Origin of the sequence: Halorhabdus sp. SVX81 (genome assembly GCF_029207715.1) — an archaeon.
In the GTDB taxonomy this organism is placed as follows: Archaea; Halobacteriota; Halobacteria; order Halobacteriales; family Haloarculaceae; genus Halorhabdus.
This window is the reverse complement of the sequence record NZ_CP104322.1, coordinates 1219271-1240517: the sequence shown is the minus strand read 5'-3', so window position 1 is coordinate 1240517 and position 21247 is coordinate 1219271. Positions and strand designations below refer to the sequence as shown.

Here is a 21247-nt window from a genome sequence, read left to right as displayed (position 1 = left end):
CAGTTCCGGATAGTTTCAGGAGAGGTCGCCCATGGCGTGGTAGAACCGCTGGAGTGCGGTCAGGTGCCCGACAACGGCGAAGACCACCAGCAGCCACCCGATCACGGAGAGTCCGTACAGAGAGTCGGTCACGACAGCAGCCAAGAGTGCCCCAAATCCCATGAGAGCGAGACGATCAGCGCGACCGAGCAGGCCGCCGTAGACACGATCGAGGCCCACAGCCTGGGCCTGCGTCCCGAGGTAAGAAGTCATCAGTACGCCGGTGATCGCGGCCACGCCGAGGTCCCAGCGGTCGATCCCGGCCGCGAGGCCAACGAGCAACAGCAGATCGGCGTAGCGGTCGAAGACGTGATCGAGCAGGTCGCCGGCCGACGAGTCGGTACCGAGTTCCCGTGCGATCCCGCCGTCGAGGAGGTCCAGCCAGCCGTTGGCGAACACCAGCCCGGCAGCCACGACGTACCAGACTGGCTCGGCCCCGCCGAGATAGAACGCCCCGGCCGCCCCGCCCGCCACGAGAAGGGCGAGCACGCTGACGAGGTTCGGCGTCAACCCGAGCCGGACGCTGACGGCGACAAACGGTTCGAGCAGCCGATCGGAGAGGGGGCGCAGTTGATCCAGTGTCATAGGTACTCGATGTAGGAAACGACACCTGGATTCGGTTCACGATCCCCCGCGATGACTGCCTCGATCTCGTCGGCGACGGTCTCGGGCGAGCGCTCGGTCGTCTCGATCTCGTAGACGCTGTTGGGTCCGTGGGCATCGACAGCCTCGGTGAGGACCACGTCCAGGGCTTCGCTCTCGGCGTTCTCTTGGGCACTCTCAGGCGATTCGCCACGCTCCCGGAGTCGCTGCTCGATCGTCTCGGGGTGACACCGCAGGACGATCACCCGGTCGGCGGGAACGTGGTGGGCGAGGTGGCTCTCGACCAGGATGTCGTCGCGCCCGTCGAGCCACGCTTCGACGGCGTCGAGATCGGCAATACTCGAGCCGCGCTCGTCGTCGACGCCCTGGATGAACCCCTCGCGGTCGATCACCTGGTTGAGGTGGATCACGTCGAGTGCGTCGACCTGCTCGGTCGCGGTCGTCTTGCCCGTCCCTGGGGTTCCGGTCACGGCGACGCGCACGCTAAAGCACCTCGTTGATCGTCTCGACGGCCCTCTTCGTTTCCTCGCGTGTCCCACAGGAGACACGGATGTGCTCGGGGAGGCCGAAGCTCGAACAGTCCCGGACGATCACGCCGCGTTCCTTCGTCGCCTGTGCGACCCGGCTGGCGTCGCCGACCTCCACGAGGACGAAATTCCCGCCGCTCTCGTAGGTCTTCGCGTCGAGTTCGTCGTCGTAGTATTCCCGTGCCCACTCGACGATATCCGTGATTGCGTCCACGTGGTCATCGTCTTCGAGGGCGGCGAGGCCGGCCCGGCAAGCGATCTCGCTGGCCGAGAAGGGCGTGTTGATCCGTTCGTAGGCGTCGGCCCACTCCGCGGGTGTGATGGCGTAGCCCAGCCGGAGCCCGGCGAGGCCATAGACCTTCGAGAACGTCCGCACGACGGCCACGTCCTCGCGCTTCTCGACCAACTCGACGGCGCTCGGGCGGTCGGCGAACTCGCCGTAAGCTTCGTCGACGACAATCAGCGTCTCCTCGTCGGTCCGGTCGGCGATCTCCTCGATCTCGTCGAGGGAAACCATCGAGCCGGTCGGGTTGTGCGGGCTCGTGAGGTAGAGCATCCGCTCGCCGTCGTAGGCGTCCAGAATCCGATCCGGCGACTGCTTGAAGCCGTCGGCCTCGACGAGCGGGTAGGTGTGGACCTCGCCGTGGTGATACCGGACGCTCATCGAGTGATAGGTGAAGTCCGGATCCGGGACGAGCGCGGCCTGTCCGGGATCGATCATGGCCCGGGCGAGGCAGTCCATCGCGCCGTCGCCGCCGTTGGCGAGCCAGATCTGGGCAGGCGTGACGTCCCAGCGCTCGGCAAGTGCCTCGCCCAGATCGGCGTGGGAGGCTTTGGGATAGGAGTGAAGCGCTTCGGCGTGCTCCCGGATCGCCGCGACGGCCTTCGGGCTCGGCCCCAGAGCGTTCTCGTTCGAGGAGAGTTTGATCAGCGCCTCGGGATCGACGCCGAGTTCGCGGGCCGTCTCTTCGATCCCCCGCCCCGCTCGATAGATCGTATGCGACGACAGGTCCCGTGTGTCCATACCGGTGGCAAGCAGGCGGGCGGTCTTAAGCCTGCATACATCGGGTGCGTGAGGGACTGGCGAGAAACGAATGCCTCAGGCGAAGGTCTTCGACACTTCCTCGTCGTTCTCCTCGGCCTGGATCTTCTCCCAGGCGTCCCGGAAGTCGGCCTCGGTGACTTCGGTCCGGTCGTCGCGGATCGCGAACATCCCGGCCTCGGTACAGATGGCCTTGATCTCGGCCCCGCTGGCGTCGGTCGCTTCGGCCGCAATCGCCGCGAAGTCGACAGTCTCGGCGAGGTTCATGCCACGCGTGTGGATCTTGAAGATCTGTTCGCGGCCGGTCTCGTCGGGCTTGGGCACTTCGATAAGACGGTCGAAGCGGCCGGGCCGGAGGATCGCCCGGTCGAGCATGTCAAAGCGGTTGGTCGCGGCGATGATCCGGATGTCGCCGCGCTCGTCGAAGCCGTCCATCTCCGAAAGAAGTTGCATCATCGTCCGCTGGACCTCGGCGTCCCCGCTGGTCTTTGAGTCCGTCCGCTTGGCGGCGATCGCGTCGATTTCGTCGATGAACAGCACCGATGGTTCGTGCTGGCGGGCGAGTTCGAAGAGGTCCCGAACCAGCTTCGCGCCTTCACCGATGAACTTGTGGACCAGCTCGGAGCCGGCCATCTTGATGAAGGTGGCGTCGGTCTGGTTGGCGACGGCTTTGGCGAGCATCGTCTTGCCCGTTCCCGGCGGACCGTGCAGCAGGACGCCGCTCGGCGGGTCGATCCCGACCTCGTCGAACATCTCGGGGCTTTTCAGCGGCATCTCGACGGTTTCGCGGACTTCCGAAACCTGATCGTCGAGTCCGCCGATATCCGTGTAATTGACGTCCGGGCTCTGGTCGACCTGCATCACGCGGGCCCGAACGTCAGTCTCGTCTTCGAGGGTCTTGACGATCGACAGCGAGTTGTTGACGGCGACGCGGTCGTCGGGTTCGATGTCCTCGCGCATCTCCTCAGTGACCTCGGTCAGGGCCTCCTGGTTGTTGCCGTGCTGTTTGATCACGACGCCGTCCTCGGTGAGTTCCTGGACCGTGGCCACGAACAGCGGCGACTGCTTGAGTTTCTTGTTCTCGTGGGTCAGCCGCTCGAGTTTCTGCTTGTACTTGTTGTTCTCGGCGTTGGCGTCGAGCAACTCGTCACGCATCTCCTCGTTTTGGGACTCCAAAACGTCGAGCTGTTCCTCTAACGCCTCGATTTTCTCCTGTTTGGACACGTCGTCGTCGTACGGCTGGTCGACGTCGTCCACCGTATCTGTCATTGCCCACTCCTAGCGGATGGGTCGGTAAGAGACTTCGGGTCGGCACAAACGTGGGTGGTGGGGACGGCATATTTACGGCCTGACAGAGGAAATCGCCATCCCTCGACAGACCCAGTCGGACCTGCGATTCCGTAGCGGTGGATGTCAGAAGGGGCGAGTGACCGACCGAATAATGCCCACTATGCATATTTAGGAATAACAAATATTATTACCCTGTATCCAGAAGCAGGTGTTACGATGAGCATCACGGAACCGTCACAGGGCGAGACAGCACAGAATCCCGGTTGGGACGCAGTGTCGGACCTCCCGCCGAGCGCCAAACTCGTCGCGAAGTCCCTCGAATACCAGGGCAGTTTGACACAGAGTCAACTCTCCGAGGAGACGCTGCTGCCGTCTAGAACGGTCCGGTACGCACTCAGTCGACTCGAAGACGTCGGCGTCGTCGAGTCACGGTTCTCGTTTTCGGACGCTCGCAAGCGCGTCTACTCGCTCGCGATCGAGTGACGATCGACGGTCACTGCTTACCTCATTTCACTGTCACGCCGGTCGCGCAATCCCTTTAGGACCCCGCGGAGTACCACGTCACAATGACGCAGGTGCTCCATACGGGCGACACGCATCTTGGCTACCGGCAGTATCACTCGCCGGAGCGCCAGGGGGACTTTCTGTCCGCCTTTCAGCAGGTGATCGACGACGCGATCGAGGCGGATGTCGACGCCGTCGTCCACGCTGGCGACCTCTTTCACGATCGACGCCCCCGGTTGCAGGACATTTTGGGTGCGCTGGGAACGCTGCGAGACCTCGACGCAGCCGATATCCCGTTCTTGGCGATCGTGGGTAACCACGAGGGCAAGCGCGACGCCCAGTGGCTCGACCTCTTCGAATCGCTGGAGTTGGCGATCCGACTCGACGAAAACCCGACCGTCATCGGCGATACCGCTTTCTACGGACTGGACTTCGTCGCCCGGGCCGCCCGCGACGACCTGGAATACGACTTCGAACCGCACGACGCGTCCCACGCCGCACTGGTCTCTCACGGCCTGTTCCAGCCGTTCTCTCACGGTGACTGGGACGCAACCGAGATCCTCGAAGGATCCTCGGTCGACTTCGACGCGATGTTACTCGGCGACGATCACACGCCAGCCAGACGCGAAGTCGGCGGGACCTGGCTCACGTACTGTGGGTCGACCGAGCGGGCGAGTGCGTCCGAACGCGAGGCCCGGGGGTACAACCTCGTGACCTTCGAGGAGGGGGTCGACATCCGCCGACGATCCATCGAAACGCGACCGTTCGTTTTCGTCGACCTCGAACTCGCCGCGGGCGAAGGGACCGATCGCGTCCGGACCCGGGTCGGTCAGCACGACCTTGAGGACGCAGTCGTGATCGTCACCATCGAGGGCGAGGGCGAACGCGTCCCGCCGGCCACGATCGAGGAGTTCGCCCGCGAGCGGGGCGCGCTGGTCGCCCGGGTCAACGACCGCCGCGAAATAGAGGAGGAAGCTGCCTACGACGTGAGTTTCGCAGACCCCGACGACGCCGTCCGCGACCGTATCGACCAGCTTGGGCTCAGTCCCGCCGCGTCGGAACTCGACGAGGTCGTTCGGGCCAGCAAAGTTGCGGATTCCAACGTCGACGATTCGGTCGAATCGCGGGTCCGTGAACTGGTCGATGAGGGAGACGCCGAACAGTTCGAACCCGCGCCGGCCGAAGGCGACGGGGAAACCGACGACGGGGAAAACATGGAAGCCGGCGACAGCGACGACGAGCCGGCTGGCGACAGTATCGCGGACGCACCCGCTGAAGACGGGACTGAGTCGGAGGGCTCGAAAGCGAACGATACGCAAGCCAACGGCGAGGGGACAGATGGCCCAGACCAGCCGAACGACGAGCAGACCCAGAAAGACGGAGGCAATCCGAACGACGAGCAGACAGACGACGGTGAGGGGCAGGCAACCATGGGTGAGTACCTGTGAGGTTCGAGCGCGTCCGGTTGGAGCACTTCAAGTGCTACGCGGACGCCGATTTGCGGCTGGAACGCGGCGTGACGGTCTTCCATGGCGTCAACGGGAGCGGGAAATCCTCGCTGCTCGAAGCCTGCTTCTTTGCGCTGTATGGCGCTCGCGCCCTCGATCGCACCCTGGACGAACTCGTCACGATCGGGGCCGAGGAGGCGACAGTCGAACTCTGGTTCGCTCACGGTGGCGAGTCCTACCACATCAAACGCCGGGTCCGCGTTCGAGACGATCGGGCGACGACCGTCGAATGCGTCTTGGACGAATCCGACGGCGTGGTGGAGGGGGCCAGAGACGTTCGCGAGCGCGTCGCGTCGCTGCTCAGGATGGACCACGAGGCCTTCATCAACTGTGCGTACGTCCGCCAGGGCGAGGTCAACAAACTCATCAACGCGACGCCGAGCGAACGCCAGGATATGATCGACGACCTCCTCCAGCTTGGCCGCCTCGAAGACTACCGAAAGCGTGCCAGCGACGCCCGGGTCGGCGTCGGGCGGGTGCTGGAAGGCAAACGTGAGTCCCTCTCTCAGCTGGAATCTCAAATCAAGGCCAAGGAGGAAAAAGAGCTTCACGAGCAGCTCAACGACGCCGAGAGCGAACTCGCGACGATCCGGGAGGAGCTCGACCGCTACGACGACCAGCGCGAGGCCGCCCGCGAGACGCTCGACGACGCGAAATCGATCCTCGAGGAGTACGAACAGCGCCGCGAGGAACTCGACGAGATCGAAAGCGAGATCGAAGAGCTGACTGAAACGATCGAATCGACCGAGCGCAAGCGGGAGGCACTCGGCGACGAAATATCCGATCGCCGGGACCGCCGCGAGGAAATCAGCGACCGGATCGAATCCGGGCTCGACGCGACCGAGTTATCGAGTGACACGGATCGGGACGCCGTCGATGCCCTGATTGATACCCTCGAAGAACGCGACGACGAGATTCGCGACGAGATCGAGCAACACCGTCTCGATCTCCAGCGTCACCGTGAGAACGCCGAGAGTGAACGCGAAGACGCCACTGACGCCGAGGAGCGTGCCGCCGAAAATCGCGAGCAGGCTGAGGAACTCGAATCGGGCCTCGAAGAAACACGCACTGATCTCGAGAACCGCCGAGAGAGACTCACAGAGTTGGACAGCGAGATCGAATCGATCGAGGAGACGTTCACGGACGCACCTGTCAAACTCGGCAACGCAGAGTCGTTCCACGAAGAAATCGCCGACGAACTGGACGCCGTCAAGAGCGATCTGACCTCGCTCGAAACGACGATCGAGTCCCTCGAAGGCGACATCGAGGAGGCCCAGGACTTACTCGACGCCGGAAAGTGTCCCGAGTGTGGCCAGGACGTCGAGGAGGCACCGCGCGTCGAGACGCTCGGAGACGATCGCGAGCGGCTGGCCGACCTTCGGGCCGAGCGCGAGGAGTTAGAGGAGACCCGCGAGACAGTCGAGGCGCGGCTGGACCGTGCCGAGACACTGGTCGAGCAGGAAAGCGAACGGGATCGGCTCCTGGAGAAACGCGAGACGCTCGCGGAGTTGATCGCGGAACGCGAGAATTCGATCGAAGAAACCGAGGAACGCATCGAAACACTTCGGGCTGAAGCCGACGAACTGGATTCCCAGGCCGAACAGCACCGCGAGTCCGCCGAGGAATCCGAGAACGAAGCCGAGGAGTGCCGGGAGGCCATCGCCGAATGCAACGAGCGGCGTGGCGAACTCGCCGATCGGATCGACGGGCTCGAAGATATCGTCGCGGACTTTGAGCGGCTGGACGCCCTCACCGACGAGATTGAGACCCGTCAGGAGCGTCGCGAGCAACTCGACGAAATGAACGACGAGCGCCGCGACCGCCTCGGGACCCTTCGGGAACGCCGCTCGGAACTAGCCGAGGCTATCGACGAGGACCGACTGGCCGAGGCCCGAGACGACAAGAAACGTGCCGAGACCTATCTCGAAGAAGTCGTCGAAGAAATCGACGATCGCGAAGAGCAGCGGGACGAACTCCAGGCACGCATCGGGGCCATCGAAAACGAGATCGAGGAACTCGAATCGCTCCGCGAACGGCGGGAGGGGCTCGCCGAGACGGTCGAGCATTTGGAGTCCCTCTACGAGGAGGCCGAGCAGTTACAGGAGATGTACGGACAACTCCGGGCGGAGCTGCGCCAGCGCAACGTCGAGACCTTGGAGTGGATGCTCAACGACACGTTCGATCTCGTCTACCGGAACGACTCTTACGACCGGATTGAACTCGATGAGGACTACCACCTCACGATCTACCAGAAGGACGGCGAGGCACTCGACCCTGACCAGCTTTCGGGCGGCGAACGCGCGCTGTTCAACCTCAGCCTTCGGGCGGCGATTTATCGGCTGCTGGCCGAGGGGATCGAAGGGGCTGCGCCCACCCCGCCGCTGATCCTCGACGAACCGACGGTCTTCCTCGATTCCGGTCACGTCTCGCAGTTGCTGGAGTTGATCGAGTACATGCGCGGAGAGGTCGGCGTCGAGCAGATCGTGGTCGTCAGCCACGACGACGAGTTGGTGGACGCCGCCGACGACCTGGTGTACGTCGCGAAGGACGCAACGACCAACCGCTCGCGCGTCGAGCGTCGCGACAGCCCGGAGTTGCCGGCTGATTAGTTGCTGTCGGCCACGAACTGCTCGCCCGTCAGCAGTTCGGTCGCCTCCTCGGCATCCGGGGTCGTCGCGTACCCGCGCTCGCCGGCGACCCGTTCCTCCACGATCAGTCCCGCGACGCGAAACTCCGCCAGCCGGCCGTGGAGATCGCTCTCACAGTACTCATAGCGGTCCAGAAGCGTCCGGACAGACAGTGGTCCGTCGCGAGCGAGTTCGAGAAGCAGGCCCAGGTCGCGCTCGGCGTGGACCACGGACAGCACCACCCGGACCGATTCAGGAACGGCCGTGGCTGCAACCGCAAGCGGTGACTGGCCCTCGACGATAGTCAGTGAGTCCGGTGACCGGTACGTTTCGTTTCCCGTCTCCGGGTCCCGGACGAGCCATCCATCAGTGGATTGCTTCAAAAGAACGTAGCGTGATCCCGATTCGTCCTCGACAGTGCGCACACTGGACGTATCGACTGCGAATACATGTGATTGCCGTTCCCGGCAGCAGCGGTCACTCCGTCCGGTGATAGCGGCGATAACGAACGAGTCCATACGCACCCACCATGCAACCGCCGGCAATGATCACCAGTCCGATCAGGATCCAGTCGGTGAAGGTGACGACGAGGATGCCCACCGAGACGACGGGAATCGCAACCTTGAGGACGACCACGAGCCGCCAGAAGAGGCTTCGGACTTCGGGATCGACTTCGGTGATGTTCTCTACGTCCTCGGAACTGTCGACGCCTGGAGCCGGCGACTCGGCGCGCCCGTCGCTCTCACCGATTTGTGCCGCAGGCTGATCTCGATCGGCCACATGCAACGTCGGGACCGGGTCGCTAAAAGCGACTTCGATCCGGACTACCGGCAGTCCGAGAGAGCCTCGGCGTCGTCGCTGTAGATCCACGCCATCGGATTTGCTGCATCGTAAATTACCGTCCCGTCGTCGGTTTCGTATCGCTCGATCGTGTCTGCCGTCGCCGGCAACGACGGCGTCCTGTCGGTCGTCGCACGCTCGTTCCGACTACCGTTGGCGGGGTTCGACATAGCTACCGGAAACTGGTATGGTATGTCGTGGCATAAGCCTTCTGGCGGCGGCCGACCGGGGGGTTTTAGGGAGGCAGCCGGCAACCAACCCATCAATGACCGATTCCGGGGAGCAGCGCGGGCTTGGCGCGTTCGCCGACGACGACAGACCGGCTGCCGAGGCACGTGCAGTCGCGGGCAACGGCGGCCACGAGGCGAGTGTCGTCGACGCCGACGAATGGCGATACCCCGAGGCCGACGGTACCGTCGAACTCGCGGTGACACAGGTCGACTACACCATCGAGGGGAGTGGGAGCGACGAGTATCCCGTCGTCCACGTCTTCGGACGCACCGCGGACCGGGAACTCCTCCACGTGCAGGTCTACGAGTTTCGACCGTACTTCTATGCGCCGGCCGGCAACGTCGACGAGGAACGACTCGCGAGTTACGACAGCGTCACCGGCTGGGAACGGACTGGCGACGATGGCGAACCGTACGAGTCCATTCGTGGCGAAGAACTCGTCAGGATCTTCGGCCAGACGCCGCGGGACGTCGGGCAGATCCGTGACGACTTCGATCACTACGAGGCGGACATCCTCTTCCCGAATCGCCTCCTCATCGACAAGGACATCACCAGCGGCGTCCGGGTCCCCGATCGTCGCACGGAGAACGGAACGATCCGGATCCCACACGACGAGATCGAAGCCATCGACTACGACGCCGACGCGAGAGTCAACACCTTCGACATCGAGGTCGACGACCGATCGGGTTTCCCCGAGGACGGTGAGGAACCCATCATCTGTCTCACGAGCCACGACTCCTATCGCGACGAGTACGTCGTCTGGCTGTACGACTCGCCGGTCGGGATCGACCCGCCGGAGGCCCTCGAACAGTACGAACCCCTGGAGGACGACTTCGAGGCGGATGTCCGCGTCTTCGAGGAAGAGGAGCGGATGCTCGAAGCGTTCCTCGAATATATCGACGAGACCGATCCGGACATCCTGACGGGCTGGAACTTCGGCGACTTCGACGCGCCGTATTTCATCGACCGCTTGCAAGAACTCGACCCGGGGACCGACCGAAACCTCGACATGAACCGGCTCTCCCGGGTCAACGAAGTTTGGGAGAGCGACTGGCAAGGCCCGGACATCAAGGGCCGGGTCGTCTTCGACCTGCTACGGGCGTACAAGCGGACGCAGTTCACCGAACTCGACTCCTATCGGTTGGAGGACGTCGGCCAGGAGGAACTCGGCGCGGGCAAGGAGACCTACACCGGCGACATCGGGACGCTATGGGAAGAGGATCCCGAGCGACTGCTCGAGTACAACCTCCGTGACGTCGAGTTGTGTGTCGAACTCGACCGCAAACAGGACATCATCGCCTTTTTCGAGGAGGTAGCCACCTTCGTGGGCTGCAAACTCGAGGACGCCCCGACGCCGGGCGACGCCGTCGACATGTACGTCCTCCACAAGGCTTTCGGGAACTTCGTCCTGCCCTCGAAGGGCACCGTCGAGTCCGGCGAGGAGTTCGAGGGCGGCGCGGTCTTCGAGCCCATCAGCGGGATCAAGGAGATGGTAAGTGTCCACGACCTGAAATCTCTATATCCGATGTGCATGGTGACGATTAACGCATCCCCGGAGACGAAGGTCGACCCCGAAACCTTCGACGGGGAGACGTTCCGTGCACCGGACCCTAGCGGCCAGCACTTCCGGAAGGAACCCGACGGGATCGTCCGTGAAATGGTCGAGGAATTGCTGTCAGAACGCGAAGAAAAGAAAGCCCTCCGAAACGATCACGAGCCCGGAACCGAGGACTATGAGCTCTATGACCGGCAGCAAGGTGCTGTCAAGGTCATTATGAATAGTTTGTATGGCGTTTCGGGGTGGGACCGATTTCGCCTGTACGACAAGGACAACGCGGCGGCGGTAACCGCAACAGGGCGAGCGGTCATCGAGTACACCGAGTCGGCCGTCAACGATCTCGGCTACGACGTGACATACGGCGATACTGATAGCGTTATGATAAGTATGGGGACGGACATGTCCGTCGAGGACGCCATCGACCGTTCGTTCGAGATCGAGGAGGCGATCAACGCCTCCTACGACGAGTTCGCCAGCGAGACGCTCAATGCTGAGGAGCATCGGTTCCAGATCGAGTTCGAGAAGCTCTACCGGCGCTTTTTCCAGGCGGGCAAGAAAAAGCGCTATGCGGGCCACATCGTCTGGAAGGAGGGCAAGGACGTCGACGACATCGACATCACAGGCTTCGAATACCAGCGCTCTGACATCGCACCGATCACCAAGCGGGTCCAGAAGGAAGTTCTGGATCTGATCGTCACCGAGGGCGACGTCGAGGCCGTCACGGAGTACCTCCACGACGTGATTGCGGACTTTCAGGCGGGCAACGTCGACATCGAGGACGTCGGTATCCCCGGCGGGATCGGCAAGCGCCTGAACAATTACGACACCGACACGGCCCACGTTCGGGGAGCGAAGTACGCCAACGAGCTTCTGGGGACGAACTTCCAGCGGGGCAGCAAGCCGAAACGGCTCTACCTCAAGAAGGTCCACCCCGAGTACTTTCGCCGGATCGAGGACGAACGTGGTCTCGATCCCTCCCGAGATCTCATCTACGGCGAGTTCAAGCGTGATCCGGACGTGATCTGCTTCGACGTCGCCGAACAAATCCCCGAGGAGTTCGAGGTCGACTGGGAGAAAATGCTGGAGAAAACACTCAAAGGCCCGATCGCCCGCGTTATCGAGGCGCTGGGCGTTTCCTGGCAGGAAGTAAAGAGCGGCCAGGAACAGACGGGACTCGGACAGTATATGTGAGTCACTGGGGTGAAGCCGAGACAGTATTGGCCCGGATTCTGTCCCGTACATGTGCGGGATTTCGCCCACGTTCTTGGTTTTTCGTTAAAATTCCTTTGGAGATTCTCAAAGCAAGTATGTAGTCATGCGAAAGCATTATGGGTACGACAGCCCCATTTTCGGTTGACCTAGAACATGGCAACACTCGAAATCAACAATCTTCACGCGAAAGTCGCTGAGGACGGAGGCGAAGGAATTCTCGAGGGCGTCGACCTGACCGTCGAGGCCGGTGAGATTCATGCGCTGATGGGACCGAACGGCAGTGGGAAATCCACGACGGCGAAGGTCATCGCCGGCCATCCCGCCTACGAAGTGACCGAAGGGGAAGTGCTCATCCACCTCGACGGTGACGAGTTCGATCAGGAGATCCCGGAAGACAAACAGACCTGGAACCTGCTCGAACTCGAACCCAACGAGCGTGCCGCACTCGGCATCTTCCTCGGGTTCCAGTATCCGGCGGAGATCGAGGGCGTGACGATGGTAAACTTCCTTCGGACGGCCTTGAACGCCAAACTCGAAGAACGCGAGGAACTCTTCGAGGACGACGAGGAAGCCGAAGCAGACGAAGACGCAGACGAGGACGCCGGCTACGACACCTCGCCGATGGAGGGCCCCGCTGACGAGGGTGAGGTCAGCGTCGCCGAGTTCCAGCAACTCCTCAAAGAGAAGATGGAACAACTCGACATGGACGAGTCCTTCGCGGAGCGATATCTCAACGCCGGCTTCTCCGGCGGCGAGAAAAAGCAAAACGAGGTTCTGCAGGCGGCGATTCTCGAACCCGATATCGCGGTGCTCGACGAGATCGACTCCGGGCTCGACATCGACCGTCTGCAGGACGTCGCCAACGGGATCAACTCCCTCCGGGACGACCAGGGCACGGGTGTCCTCCAGATCACCCACTACCAGCGCATCCTCGACTACGTCGAGCCGGATCACGTCCACGTGATGCTCGACGGGAAGGTCGTCGAGAGCGGCGGGCCGGAACTGGCCGAGCAACTCGAGGACGAGGGCTACGACTGGGTTCGCGAGCAGGTCTACGAGGCGGCCTGAGGTGACTAACGTATGAGTTCAGACAACGACCTCGAATCGACCGACACGGAGGCTCGATTCGAATTCAAGAAAGAGCAGAAGTCGGCCTACGAAGCGGAGGTGGGCCTCACAGAGGAAACAGTCCGAAAGATCAGCGAAGACAAAGACGAGCCCGAGTGGATGCTCGACCGCCGGCTCCGTGCCTTAGAGCACTACAAGCAGATGCCGATGCCGACCGACTGGCCCGGCCAGCCGGACCTCTCGGAAGTCAACGTCGACGAGATCGTCCCGTACATCCGCCCGGACATCGAGACCCGCGGTGGCGCGGATGAGTGGGACGACCTCCCCGACGAGATACAGGACACCTTCGACAAGCTGGGCATCCCCGAGGCCGAGCAACAGGCCCTCTCGGGTGTCGGTGCCCAGTACGAATCGGAGATCGTCTACCAGAACATGCAGGAGCAGTGGGAGGAGAAGGGCGTCGTGTTCATGGACATGGACAAGGCCGTCCAGGAACACCCCGAGCTCGTCCGGGAATACTTCATGACGAAGTCCGTCCCGCCGAGCGACAACAAGTTCGCCGCGCTCCACGGCGCGGTCTGGTCGGGCGGCAGCTTCGTCTACATCCCAGAGGGCGTCACCGTCCAGATGCCCATCCAGGCGTACTTCCGGATGAACTCGGAAGGCATGGGCCAGTTCGAGCACACCCTCATCATCGCCGAGGAGAACTCCGAAGTGCACTACATCGAGGGCTGTTCGGCTCCCCAGTACGCCCGTCACAACCTCCACAGTGGCGGCGTCGAGGTATTCGTCAAGGAGGGTGCCCACGTCCAGTACTCGACGGTCCAGAACTGGTCGAAGAACACCTACAACCTCAACACGAAGCGCGCCATCGTCGAGGCCGACGGGACGATGGAGTGGATCTCGGGGTCGATGGGATCGAAGGCAACCATGCTGTATCCCGCCACGATCCTCAAGGGCCCGGGCGCGACTGACAACCACATCACGATCGCCTTCGCCGGCGAGGGTCAGAACATCGACACCGGGGCAAAAGTCTATCACAACGCGCCGGACACCAAATCGACCATCGAGTCGAAGTCGATCTCCAAGGACGGCGGCCGCACCAACTACCGCGGCCTCGTCCACATCTCCGACGGCGCGGAAAACTCCTCGACGAACGTCGAGTGTGACGCGCTGATGTTCGACAACGAGTCCACCTCGGACACGATGCCATACATGGAGATCCAGGAGAGTCAGGTCGACGTCGCTCACGAGGCGACGGTGGGCAAGATCGGCGACGAGGACGTCTTCTACCTCCAATCACGGGGGCTGGACGACGACGACGCAAAGCAGATGATCGTCGCCGGGTTCATCGAGCCGATCACGGAGGAACTGCCCATCGAGTACGCGGTCGAACTCAACCGTCTCATCGAACTCGAGATGGAGGGGAGTCTGGGATGAGCACGCAGGTACGCGCCACTGTCACCGCCGACCAGGTCGAACAGATCTCCGCCGAGCTGGGCGAACCCGAGTGGCTGACCGAGACGCGACTCGAGGCCTTCGAGGCCCTTGCGGACCTCGACATGCCGTCGGTCATCCGGACGCCCGGTCGGGACTGGACGAACCTCGATGCACTCGATTACGAGAGTCTCGTCGATCCGCTCGCCTTCGAGGAAGAGAAAGACCGGATCGAGGCCGAGGGCGTCGACGTCCTCCCGTGGGCCGAGGCCCTCGAAGAGCACGGCGACCTGATCGAGGAACACTTCGGCAGCGTCGTCGATCCCCAGCGGGACTACCTGACTGCGCTGTCGACCGCGCTGTTCAGCGCCGGGACGGTGGTCTACGTCCCCGAGGGCGTCGCCGCCGAGGACGTCAAGATCCGGACCCGAATGAACTCCCGGTCGCTGTTCAACTATACGCTCGTCGTCACCGAGGAATCGGCCTCCGTGACGATCTTGGAGCGCCAGGAAACGGGCGAGGAGCTCCCCGGCGAGCAGTACTACTCGGGCGTCGTCGAGGTCGTCGCCGGCGAGAACAGTCACGTCCAGTACGGTTCCCTCCAGAACCTGAGCGAGGAGACGTACAACTATTCGGTCAAGCGTGGCCACGCCGGTACGTACGCCACGGTCGACTGGATCGAGGGCAACATCGGGTCGCGACTGACCAAGACCAACGTAGAGACCCGGCTGCTCGGCGACGGCTCCGAGTCCCAGATCGTGGGTGCGTTCTTCGGTCACGAAGACCAGCACCTCGACATCGCCTCGCGGGTCTGGCACGAGGCCGAGCACACGACGGCCGACCTCGTGACCCGCGGCGTGCTGGACGACGAGGCACGCTCGGTCTACGAGGGTGTCCAGGACGTCGGCACGGACGCGTGGGACACCAACTCCTACCAGCGCGAGAACACGCTGATGCTGAGTGACGACAGCGAGGCCGACGCCAGCCCGAAGCTCATCATCAACAACCACGACACCGAGGCCAGCCACTCCGCGACCGTCGGCCAGGTCGATCAAGAGGACCTGTTCTACATGACCTCCCGCGGCGTCGACGAGGAGTCGGCGACGAACATGCTCGTCGAGGGCTTTTTCGTCCCGGTGCTTGAAGAAGTCGCCGTCGACGAGCTGCGCGAGGACCTGGACGAACTGGTCCTCGACCGGCTCAGTTCCTGAGTCTTTCGCCCCACGCACGATTCCCGACCGAACTCCCGTCCTGTCGTATTCGGCCATTGGTTTGTCTATTAGCCACGTGCTGTAATCGTGACGCCGCGTGACGTCTATCAACTAGCACATCTCGAGGTCGTATACCATTCCGATAAAGTTTAGTGAATATGGATTTTCAATTGTCATAGCGGCGGGGAGAACGACGCCGGGGGCCAGCGCGGGATGGGGGGCTACTATCCGATACATTGTCGCTACCGGTGACCGGGCACAGTCGTTACTTCTCACCGCTGGCAACCATGAAACGACGTGACTACTTACGATCGCTTTCGGCACTGGCCGGCCTCGCCGGCGTTTCGGTCGCATCGGCAGAAGGGAATCCGTCAGAGTGGGATCCGGAAACCACCTATTCGGGGGGTGACCGGGTCGTCCATAACGGTAACATCTGGGAAGCCCAGTGGTGGACGCGCGGCCGTGAACCGGCCGAAAACGCTGCCGTCTGGGAGCGGATCGAGTCAGTCGATGCGGGTGACGGAACCGGCGACGACGGGGACGGTGCCGACGACAGCGGAGACACTGGAGAGGGGGATTCCGAGTACCCCTCCTGGGAGGCGAGTAGGACGTATACGAGCGGCGATCGAGTTACCCACGCGGGATACGTCTGGAAGGCCGAGTGGTGGACTCGGGGTGACGAGCCAGGGGCCGACGAGTGGGGGCCGTGGACGGAAATCCGGGCCGTGCAAGCGGGTGACGGCGAGGACGGCGGATCGAGCGAACTCGAGGCCGTCGTCGACGTTTCGACCCAGTTCCCGGACGTCGGGGAGGAAGTAACCTTCGACGGATCCGGATCGACGGGGGACATCGATTCCTCCGAGTGGGAAATCGAGGGAGTCGGGACGGCCTCCGGCGTCGAACACACGCTGTCGTTTTCCCAGGGGCAACACGAGGTCACGTTGACAGTGAGCGACGGCGCTGGAAACGCCGACACGGATTCGATCACGATCACCGCGGGTCGTCCCAGTACAGACGAGCAACGCGTCGTCGCATACTACCGCCAGTGGGCGCAGTTCGACCGGAACTACCTCCCGGCCGACATCGACTTCGATCGCGTCACCCATCTCCAGTACGCGTTCGCCCGGCCGGAATCGGACGGGTCAGTCACGCTCGTGGGGGACAGTTACGCCCAGAACGTCTTCTCGGCCGAGAAAGACTGGCAACAGCCCGATCGCGGCAAGTCATTTGCCGGCTACGCTGCCGAACGGGACGACGTCTCGTTCGTCCTCTCCATCGGGGGGTGGGGGGATTCCGAACACTTCTCCGATGCCGCACTCGACCAGGAGAGTCGCGAACGGTTCGCCAGCGATTGCGTCGACCTCGTCGAGAACAACGACCTTGACGGCGTCGACGTCGACTGGGAGTTCCCCGGCGGTGGCGGCGAGGAGGGGAACACGGTTCGTGCGGGCGACCAGGAACGATTCACACTCCTCATGGAGGAGGTTCGCGATCAGCTCGACGCCGCCGCGGAAGCGAATCCGGACCGCTCGGAACCGTACGAACTGACGGCGGCGATGAGTCCCGCGCCCGAGACGGTTCGGGGTCTCGAACACGGTCGCCTCAGTGATCTTCTGGACTTCGTCAACGTGATGACCTTCGACTACCGGGGGATCTTCAGCGAGACGACCGGCCACCACGCCCCGTTGAAGGCGAACCCCAACGACCCACTGGAGACGGGCCCGGAGTGGAACGCCTCCTACGCACTGTCGTTCTACGAACAACAGGGCTGGGAACCGGCACAACTCAACATGGCCGTCCCGTTCTACGGCCGTAGCTGGACCGACGTCCAGCCGCCAGAGGGTGACTTCGGGAACGGCGTCGACGACGGGTTGTTCCAGCAGTATCTGGGCGACGGGGCCGACGCGAGCGGCGACGGGTCGTATCCGCGGGGGACCGACGTGAGTGGCGTCTGGGAGTACTTCGACCTCGGGGGCGACGGTCGTGAGACCAGCGACGGTCGCATCGGGTCGAATCCGATCGATCTCGACAGCGCCGCCTGGGAGACGTACTTCGACGACCAAGCCGTCTGTTCGTACAGCTACAATCCGAGCGCCGGGATGATGATCTCCCATCCGACCGAGCGCTCGATCGAGGCAAAGATGCAGTGGCTGGCTAGCTCGCCCTACGGCGGAACGATGCTGTGGGCGATCGGCGGCGACACGAAAGAGGGGACGCTCATCACCACGCTCTGGGATACCCTCAACGGCTAGTCCGGCTGTCGCTCCGCGATCGACCGGGACATACCGGCGACTGCGATGGAACTCGACTCTCGACGGGGCGTGGGGGTACCGGCCGACGACCGACGGACACGAACACAGCAATGAAACACACGCGACGTGACATACTGCGGAAAGCATCGGCACTGGGAGCAGCGGTCATCGGCGCAAGCGGCGTTTCAGCGGCGGCGGACTGCGACGGTGTCGCCGAGTGGAAATCGAATGGAACCTACACGAGCGGCGATCAGGTCGTCGACGACGGATCACTCTGGGAGGCCGAGTGGTGGACTCGGGGTGACGAACCCGGGGCCGACGAGTGGGGTCCCTGGGCGGAAGTCGGTGTCTGCAGCGGCGATGGCGGTGGCGATATTGGGGATGACGATGGCGGTGGAAACAACGGTGACGAGGGGGATGACGTCGACGATAGCGACGGCGGAGACGGGGCCGACTGTCGCGGCGTCGTCGAATGGGACGCCGAGGCTATCTACACGGGTGGCGACCGGGCCGTCTACGAGGGATCGCTCTGGGAAGCCGAGTGGTGGACCCGGGGTGACGAACCGGGGAGTTCGGAGTGGGGGCCGTGGGAGGCAGTCGGTTCCTGTACGCCGATGCCGGACGCCAGCTTTCGCGTTTCCTCGACGAGCATTGACCCGGGCGAGACCGTCCGGATGGACATGACCGCATCGGAGAACTGGGACACCTACGAGTGGACCCTGGACGGGGAGCCGATGGACTGGGGGGAGACGCCCGAGCACACCGTCTCCGAGGCGGGGCGATACAGCGTCGCCCTGACAGTCACGGACGCGGATGGGAACACCGCCTCGACGACGAAAACGATCTCGGTCGGAACAATGTCGTCCCCGATCGACGGCGGGATCTACTCACCCTACCAGGGCACGTGGTACGATGTCGTCGAGGACACACTGGAGACGGACACCGACCGCGTCATTCTCTCGTTCGTGGGTGACGCCACGCGCGACGGCGAGATCGATCCCGGCTGGCTGTCGGGCTGTAACGCCGGGTCCTGTGACGAGAGTCCCCTCTCGGCACAGGCCGATGCGATCCGGACACTGCAAGACGAGGGCATCGAAGTCGGGATCTCGATCGGCGGCTGGCACAGCCCGGTCGTCGCACGCGACGCGAGCGACGCCACCGAACTCAAGGAGGCCTACGCGACCATCCTGGATACGTTCGGGATCAACCATCTCGACATCGACGACGAGAACGCCGACCAGCGCGATCGGACGGTCTACGAGATGCGCAACGAAGCCCTGGCGATGCTCAACGACGAGCGGCCGGACCTCACGGTTGGCTTCACCGTCTCGTGTACCGCGGACGGTATCGTCAGCCACGGCCACTCCCACGGCAAGACCTGGGTCAAAGACGCCGCCGAGAAAGGGGTCGATCTCGATTACGTCCAGCCGATGACGATGAACTTCGTCAGCAGCTTTGCGGACATCCCGCCGGCGCTGGAATCGACTGTGGACTTCCTGAGCGGGGACGTCTATCCCGGAACGACCAGAGACGAGGTCTGGTCGATGGTCGGTGTCACGCCGAACATCAACGAGCTCTCGATCCAGGACGCCCGGGACCTGCTCGAATACGCCGAGGAGAAAGGGATGTACAGCATCGCCCCATGGGTGCTCGGCGACGATGAGAACGGCGAGTTCTCGGCGATCTTCCACCAGTTCGAGAGCGAGTGAACGGAGTCACCGGTCGTGTCGTACTGCGCCGACCGGACCGTCTCTCATCCTCGAACAGGTTCGAGAATACGTAACGAACCGCAGTCGAGTTTTCTGAGATAGTCCATCAGGCGATCGCTTCAGTCCGTCCGAGCCCCAGTCGTCGCGCCTCGATCACTGCAATGAAAATTCGGTGCGCATAGATTCTGTCCGGCCACGCTACCTGGGACTGTGGGAGAGTGGGCACGGGCTCTTTTCGAGGACGTCGGTCGTTTCCCGCAGGAACGGGTTTAAGGGGACGCCTCCCGGAAGAATCACTATGAACGGTTGTTCGCCACGGGGGGAAAGACGGTGAGTCTTCGAGAGCCGATCGGCTCTGATCACCAACTCGCCCGGCTCCTCCAGATAGGGGTCGTCCTTCAGGAGGTTATCGAAGCGCGATCGACCAAGCATCTCGAATCGAGTGAGGCGATCGGTGCGGAGCTGGAAACGCTGCTAGAAACCGCCGTGACGCAGGCAAATCAGCACCGGGCTCGTCTGGAGACGTTGATCGCCGATCTGGACGCTGATAGCGTCGACTACGAAGACATCGAGCCACTCGTCGAGGCCCAGTACCAGGCCGATCAGAACTTCGACGATATCCTCTACGATCAGCTCTGTAACGCCGAGACGGCCTACAAGTTCTTCGACGATCTGCTCGGGGCGCTGGAAACGAGTGACACCGACTACGGAGTGGATCACGAGGAACTCGTTTCTGTCCTGGAAACGCTACGGGAGGCAGAGGCGCGTGGCGTCGAGACGGTCACTGATCTCATGGAGGCCCAGCGATGAACACAGCCGAACAGTATCTCAAGGCGATCTATCTGGTCCAACAGCAGGAAAACGGCCCAGCACCGACCGGTCAGATCGCCGAGCGCCTCGGCGTGAGTCCAGCCAGCGCTAACGAGATGGTCGGTAAACTCGAAGAGCGCGATCTGCTCGAGCACGAGAAATATACTGGCGTGACGCTCACTGACGACGGGATCGCCCGTGCGCGGGATGCGCTCCAGACGTACTGCATCATCGAGCGCTTCCTGGTGGAAGTTCTCGACGTGGCGGAGTTCCGCACCGAAGCGAAACAACTCGAAAGTGTCATCGACGAGACGGTTGCCGAGCGACTGGATACAATCATCGACCGACCGGAGAAGTGTCCGGACTGCTTCGACGCCGACGGGGACGTGTGTGGTCGACTCGATGTCGAGGCTGAAGCGTCTGACTGACCGCTACAGCAACGTGGATCTGTCTTGGCTGGTCGCAAGGATAACGCTATTAAAGACTCATCGTTAAGGTTCGGTCGCAGTCCCGTGGTGTAGTGGCCAATCATAGAGGCCTTTGGAGCCTCTGACGGCGGTTCGAATCCGCCCGGGACTATCTTCTCGCGAACGGACGTGAGCGAGAGATATCCCAAGGCGGTTCGTATCCAGAGGACGAGCGGATGCGAGTCCTCGCGGTTCGAATCCGCCCGGGACTATCCTGCGAGCGACAGCGAGCAGTGATAGTCACAACCGGATTCGAAACAGGGAACGAAACGAGCGATAGCGAGTGGAGTGACTGCGGTTCGAATCCGCCGG

General features: G+C 62.8%; 18 protein-coding genes and 1 tRNA gene. 12 read left to right on the top strand and 7 right to left on the bottom strand.

Annotated elements, in window-relative coordinates:
- Positions 1-15: 15 nt before the first annotated feature.
- From SVXhr_RS06140 to SVXhr_RS06125, 4 genes are all read right to left on the bottom strand, one after another.
- On the bottom strand, positions 16-624 hold the full coding sequence (locus tag SVXhr_RS06140) for a CDP-alcohol phosphatidyltransferase family protein (RefSeq protein WP_275740397.1): 609 nt from the start codon (positions 622-624) through the stop codon (positions 16-18).
- Positions 621-1124, bottom strand: a complete 504-nt coding sequence (locus SVXhr_RS06135) for an adenylate kinase family protein (protein ID WP_275740395.1) — start codon at positions 1122-1124, stop codon at positions 621-623. The genes SVXhr_RS06140 and SVXhr_RS06135 overlap by 4 nt, the downstream gene beginning before the upstream one ends.
- 1 nt (position 1125) lies before the next feature.
- Positions 1126-2193, bottom strand: a complete 1068-nt coding sequence (gene hisC, locus SVXhr_RS06130) for a histidinol-phosphate transaminase (RefSeq protein WP_275740394.1) — start codon at positions 2191-2193, stop codon at positions 1126-1128.
- 75 nt (positions 2194-2268) lie between these two features.
- Positions 2269-3480, bottom strand: a complete 1212-nt coding sequence (locus SVXhr_RS06125) for a proteasome-activating nucleotidase (protein ID WP_275740393.1) — start codon at positions 3478-3480, stop codon at positions 2269-2271.
- A gap of 237 nt (positions 3481-3717) precedes the next feature.
- On the opposite strand from SVXhr_RS06125, the gene SVXhr_RS06120 reads away from it, so the two are divergent.
- From SVXhr_RS06120 to rad50, 3 genes are all read left to right on the top strand, one after another.
- A complete protein-coding gene (locus SVXhr_RS06120) occupies positions 3718-3984 on the top strand; it encodes a winged helix-turn-helix domain-containing protein (RefSeq protein WP_275740392.1) in 267 nt (88 codons plus the stop codon).
- Positions 3985-4067: 83 nt separating this feature from the next.
- Positions 4068-5453: a DNA double-strand break repair protein Mre11 gene (mre11, locus tag SVXhr_RS06115; RefSeq protein WP_275740391.1), complete on the top strand. Its 1386-nt coding sequence runs from the start codon at positions 4068-4070 to the stop codon at positions 5451-5453.
- Positions 5450-8122, top strand: coding sequence for a DNA double-strand break repair ATPase Rad50 (rad50, locus tag SVXhr_RS06110; protein WP_275740390.1), 2673 nt, complete (start codon positions 5450-5452; stop codon positions 8120-8122). The genes mre11 and rad50 overlap by 4 nt, the downstream gene beginning before the upstream one ends.
- Here rad50 and SVXhr_RS06105 read toward each other — a convergent pair.
- Genes SVXhr_RS06105 through SVXhr_RS06095 form a run of 3 tightly spaced genes read right to left on the bottom strand, consistent with a single transcriptional unit; the run spans position 8119 to position 9150 of the window.
- Entirely contained in the window at positions 8119-8565 is a 447-nt protein-coding gene (locus SVXhr_RS06105; RefSeq protein WP_275740389.1) for a hypothetical protein, read from the bottom strand. The genes rad50 and SVXhr_RS06105 overlap by 4 nt on opposite strands.
- A gap of 52 nt (positions 8566-8617) precedes the next feature.
- The gene (locus SVXhr_RS06100) at positions 8618-8920 is read right to left on the bottom strand and encodes a hypothetical protein (RefSeq protein ID WP_275740388.1); all 303 of its coding nucleotides are present in this window, start codon (positions 8918-8920) and stop codon (positions 8618-8620) included.
- Between the two features lie 44 nt (positions 8921-8964).
- Positions 8965-9150 (bottom strand): hypothetical protein, encoded by a 186-nt coding sequence (locus tag SVXhr_RS06095; protein ID WP_275740387.1) that lies wholly within the window; start codon positions 9148-9150, stop codon positions 8965-8967.
- Between the two features lie 95 nt (positions 9151-9245).
- Here SVXhr_RS06095 and SVXhr_RS06090 point away from each other — a divergent pair, with 95 nt between their 5' ends.
- From SVXhr_RS06090 to SVXhr_RS06050, 9 genes are all read left to right on the top strand, one after another.
- Positions 9246-11960, top strand: a complete 2715-nt coding sequence (locus tag SVXhr_RS06090; protein ID WP_275740386.1) for a DNA-directed DNA polymerase — start codon at positions 9246-9248, stop codon at positions 11958-11960.
- A gap of 174 nt (positions 11961-12134) precedes the next feature.
- Positions 12135-13049 (top strand): ABC transporter ATP-binding protein, encoded by a 915-nt coding sequence (locus SVXhr_RS06085; protein ID WP_275740385.1) that lies wholly within the window; start codon positions 12135-12137, stop codon positions 13047-13049.
- Between the two features lie 12 nt (positions 13050-13061).
- Positions 13062-14489, top strand: a complete 1428-nt coding sequence (sufB, locus tag SVXhr_RS06080; protein ID WP_275740384.1) for a Fe-S cluster assembly protein SufB — start codon at positions 13062-13064, stop codon at positions 14487-14489.
- Positions 14486-15697, top strand: a complete 1212-nt coding sequence (gene sufD, locus SVXhr_RS06075; RefSeq protein ID WP_275740383.1) for a Fe-S cluster assembly protein SufD — start codon at positions 14486-14488, stop codon at positions 15695-15697. The genes sufB and sufD overlap by 4 nt, the downstream gene beginning before the upstream one ends.
- 287 nt (positions 15698-15984) lie before the next feature.
- Positions 15985-17949, top strand: a complete 1965-nt coding sequence (locus tag SVXhr_RS06070; RefSeq protein WP_275740382.1) for a glycosyl hydrolase family 18 protein — start codon at positions 15985-15987, stop codon at positions 17947-17949.
- Between the two features lie 110 nt (positions 17950-18059).
- Positions 18060-19658, top strand: coding sequence for a carbohydrate-binding protein (locus SVXhr_RS06065; protein ID WP_275740381.1), 1599 nt, complete (start codon positions 18060-18062; stop codon positions 19656-19658).
- Positions 19659-19988: 330 nt separating this feature from the next.
- Positions 19989-20468, top strand: coding sequence for a ferritin-like domain-containing protein (locus SVXhr_RS06060; protein ID WP_275740380.1), 480 nt, complete (start codon positions 19989-19991; stop codon positions 20466-20468).
- Positions 20465-20896, top strand: a complete 432-nt coding sequence (locus SVXhr_RS06055; protein ID WP_275740379.1) for a metal-dependent transcriptional regulator — start codon at positions 20465-20467, stop codon at positions 20894-20896. Before SVXhr_RS06060 ends, SVXhr_RS06055 begins: the two co-directional genes overlap by 4 nt.
- 78 nt (positions 20897-20974) lie before the next feature.
- Positions 20975-21047 (top strand) — tRNA-Gln (locus SVXhr_RS06050).
- The last annotated feature ends 200 nt before the right edge of the window (positions 21048-21247 follow it).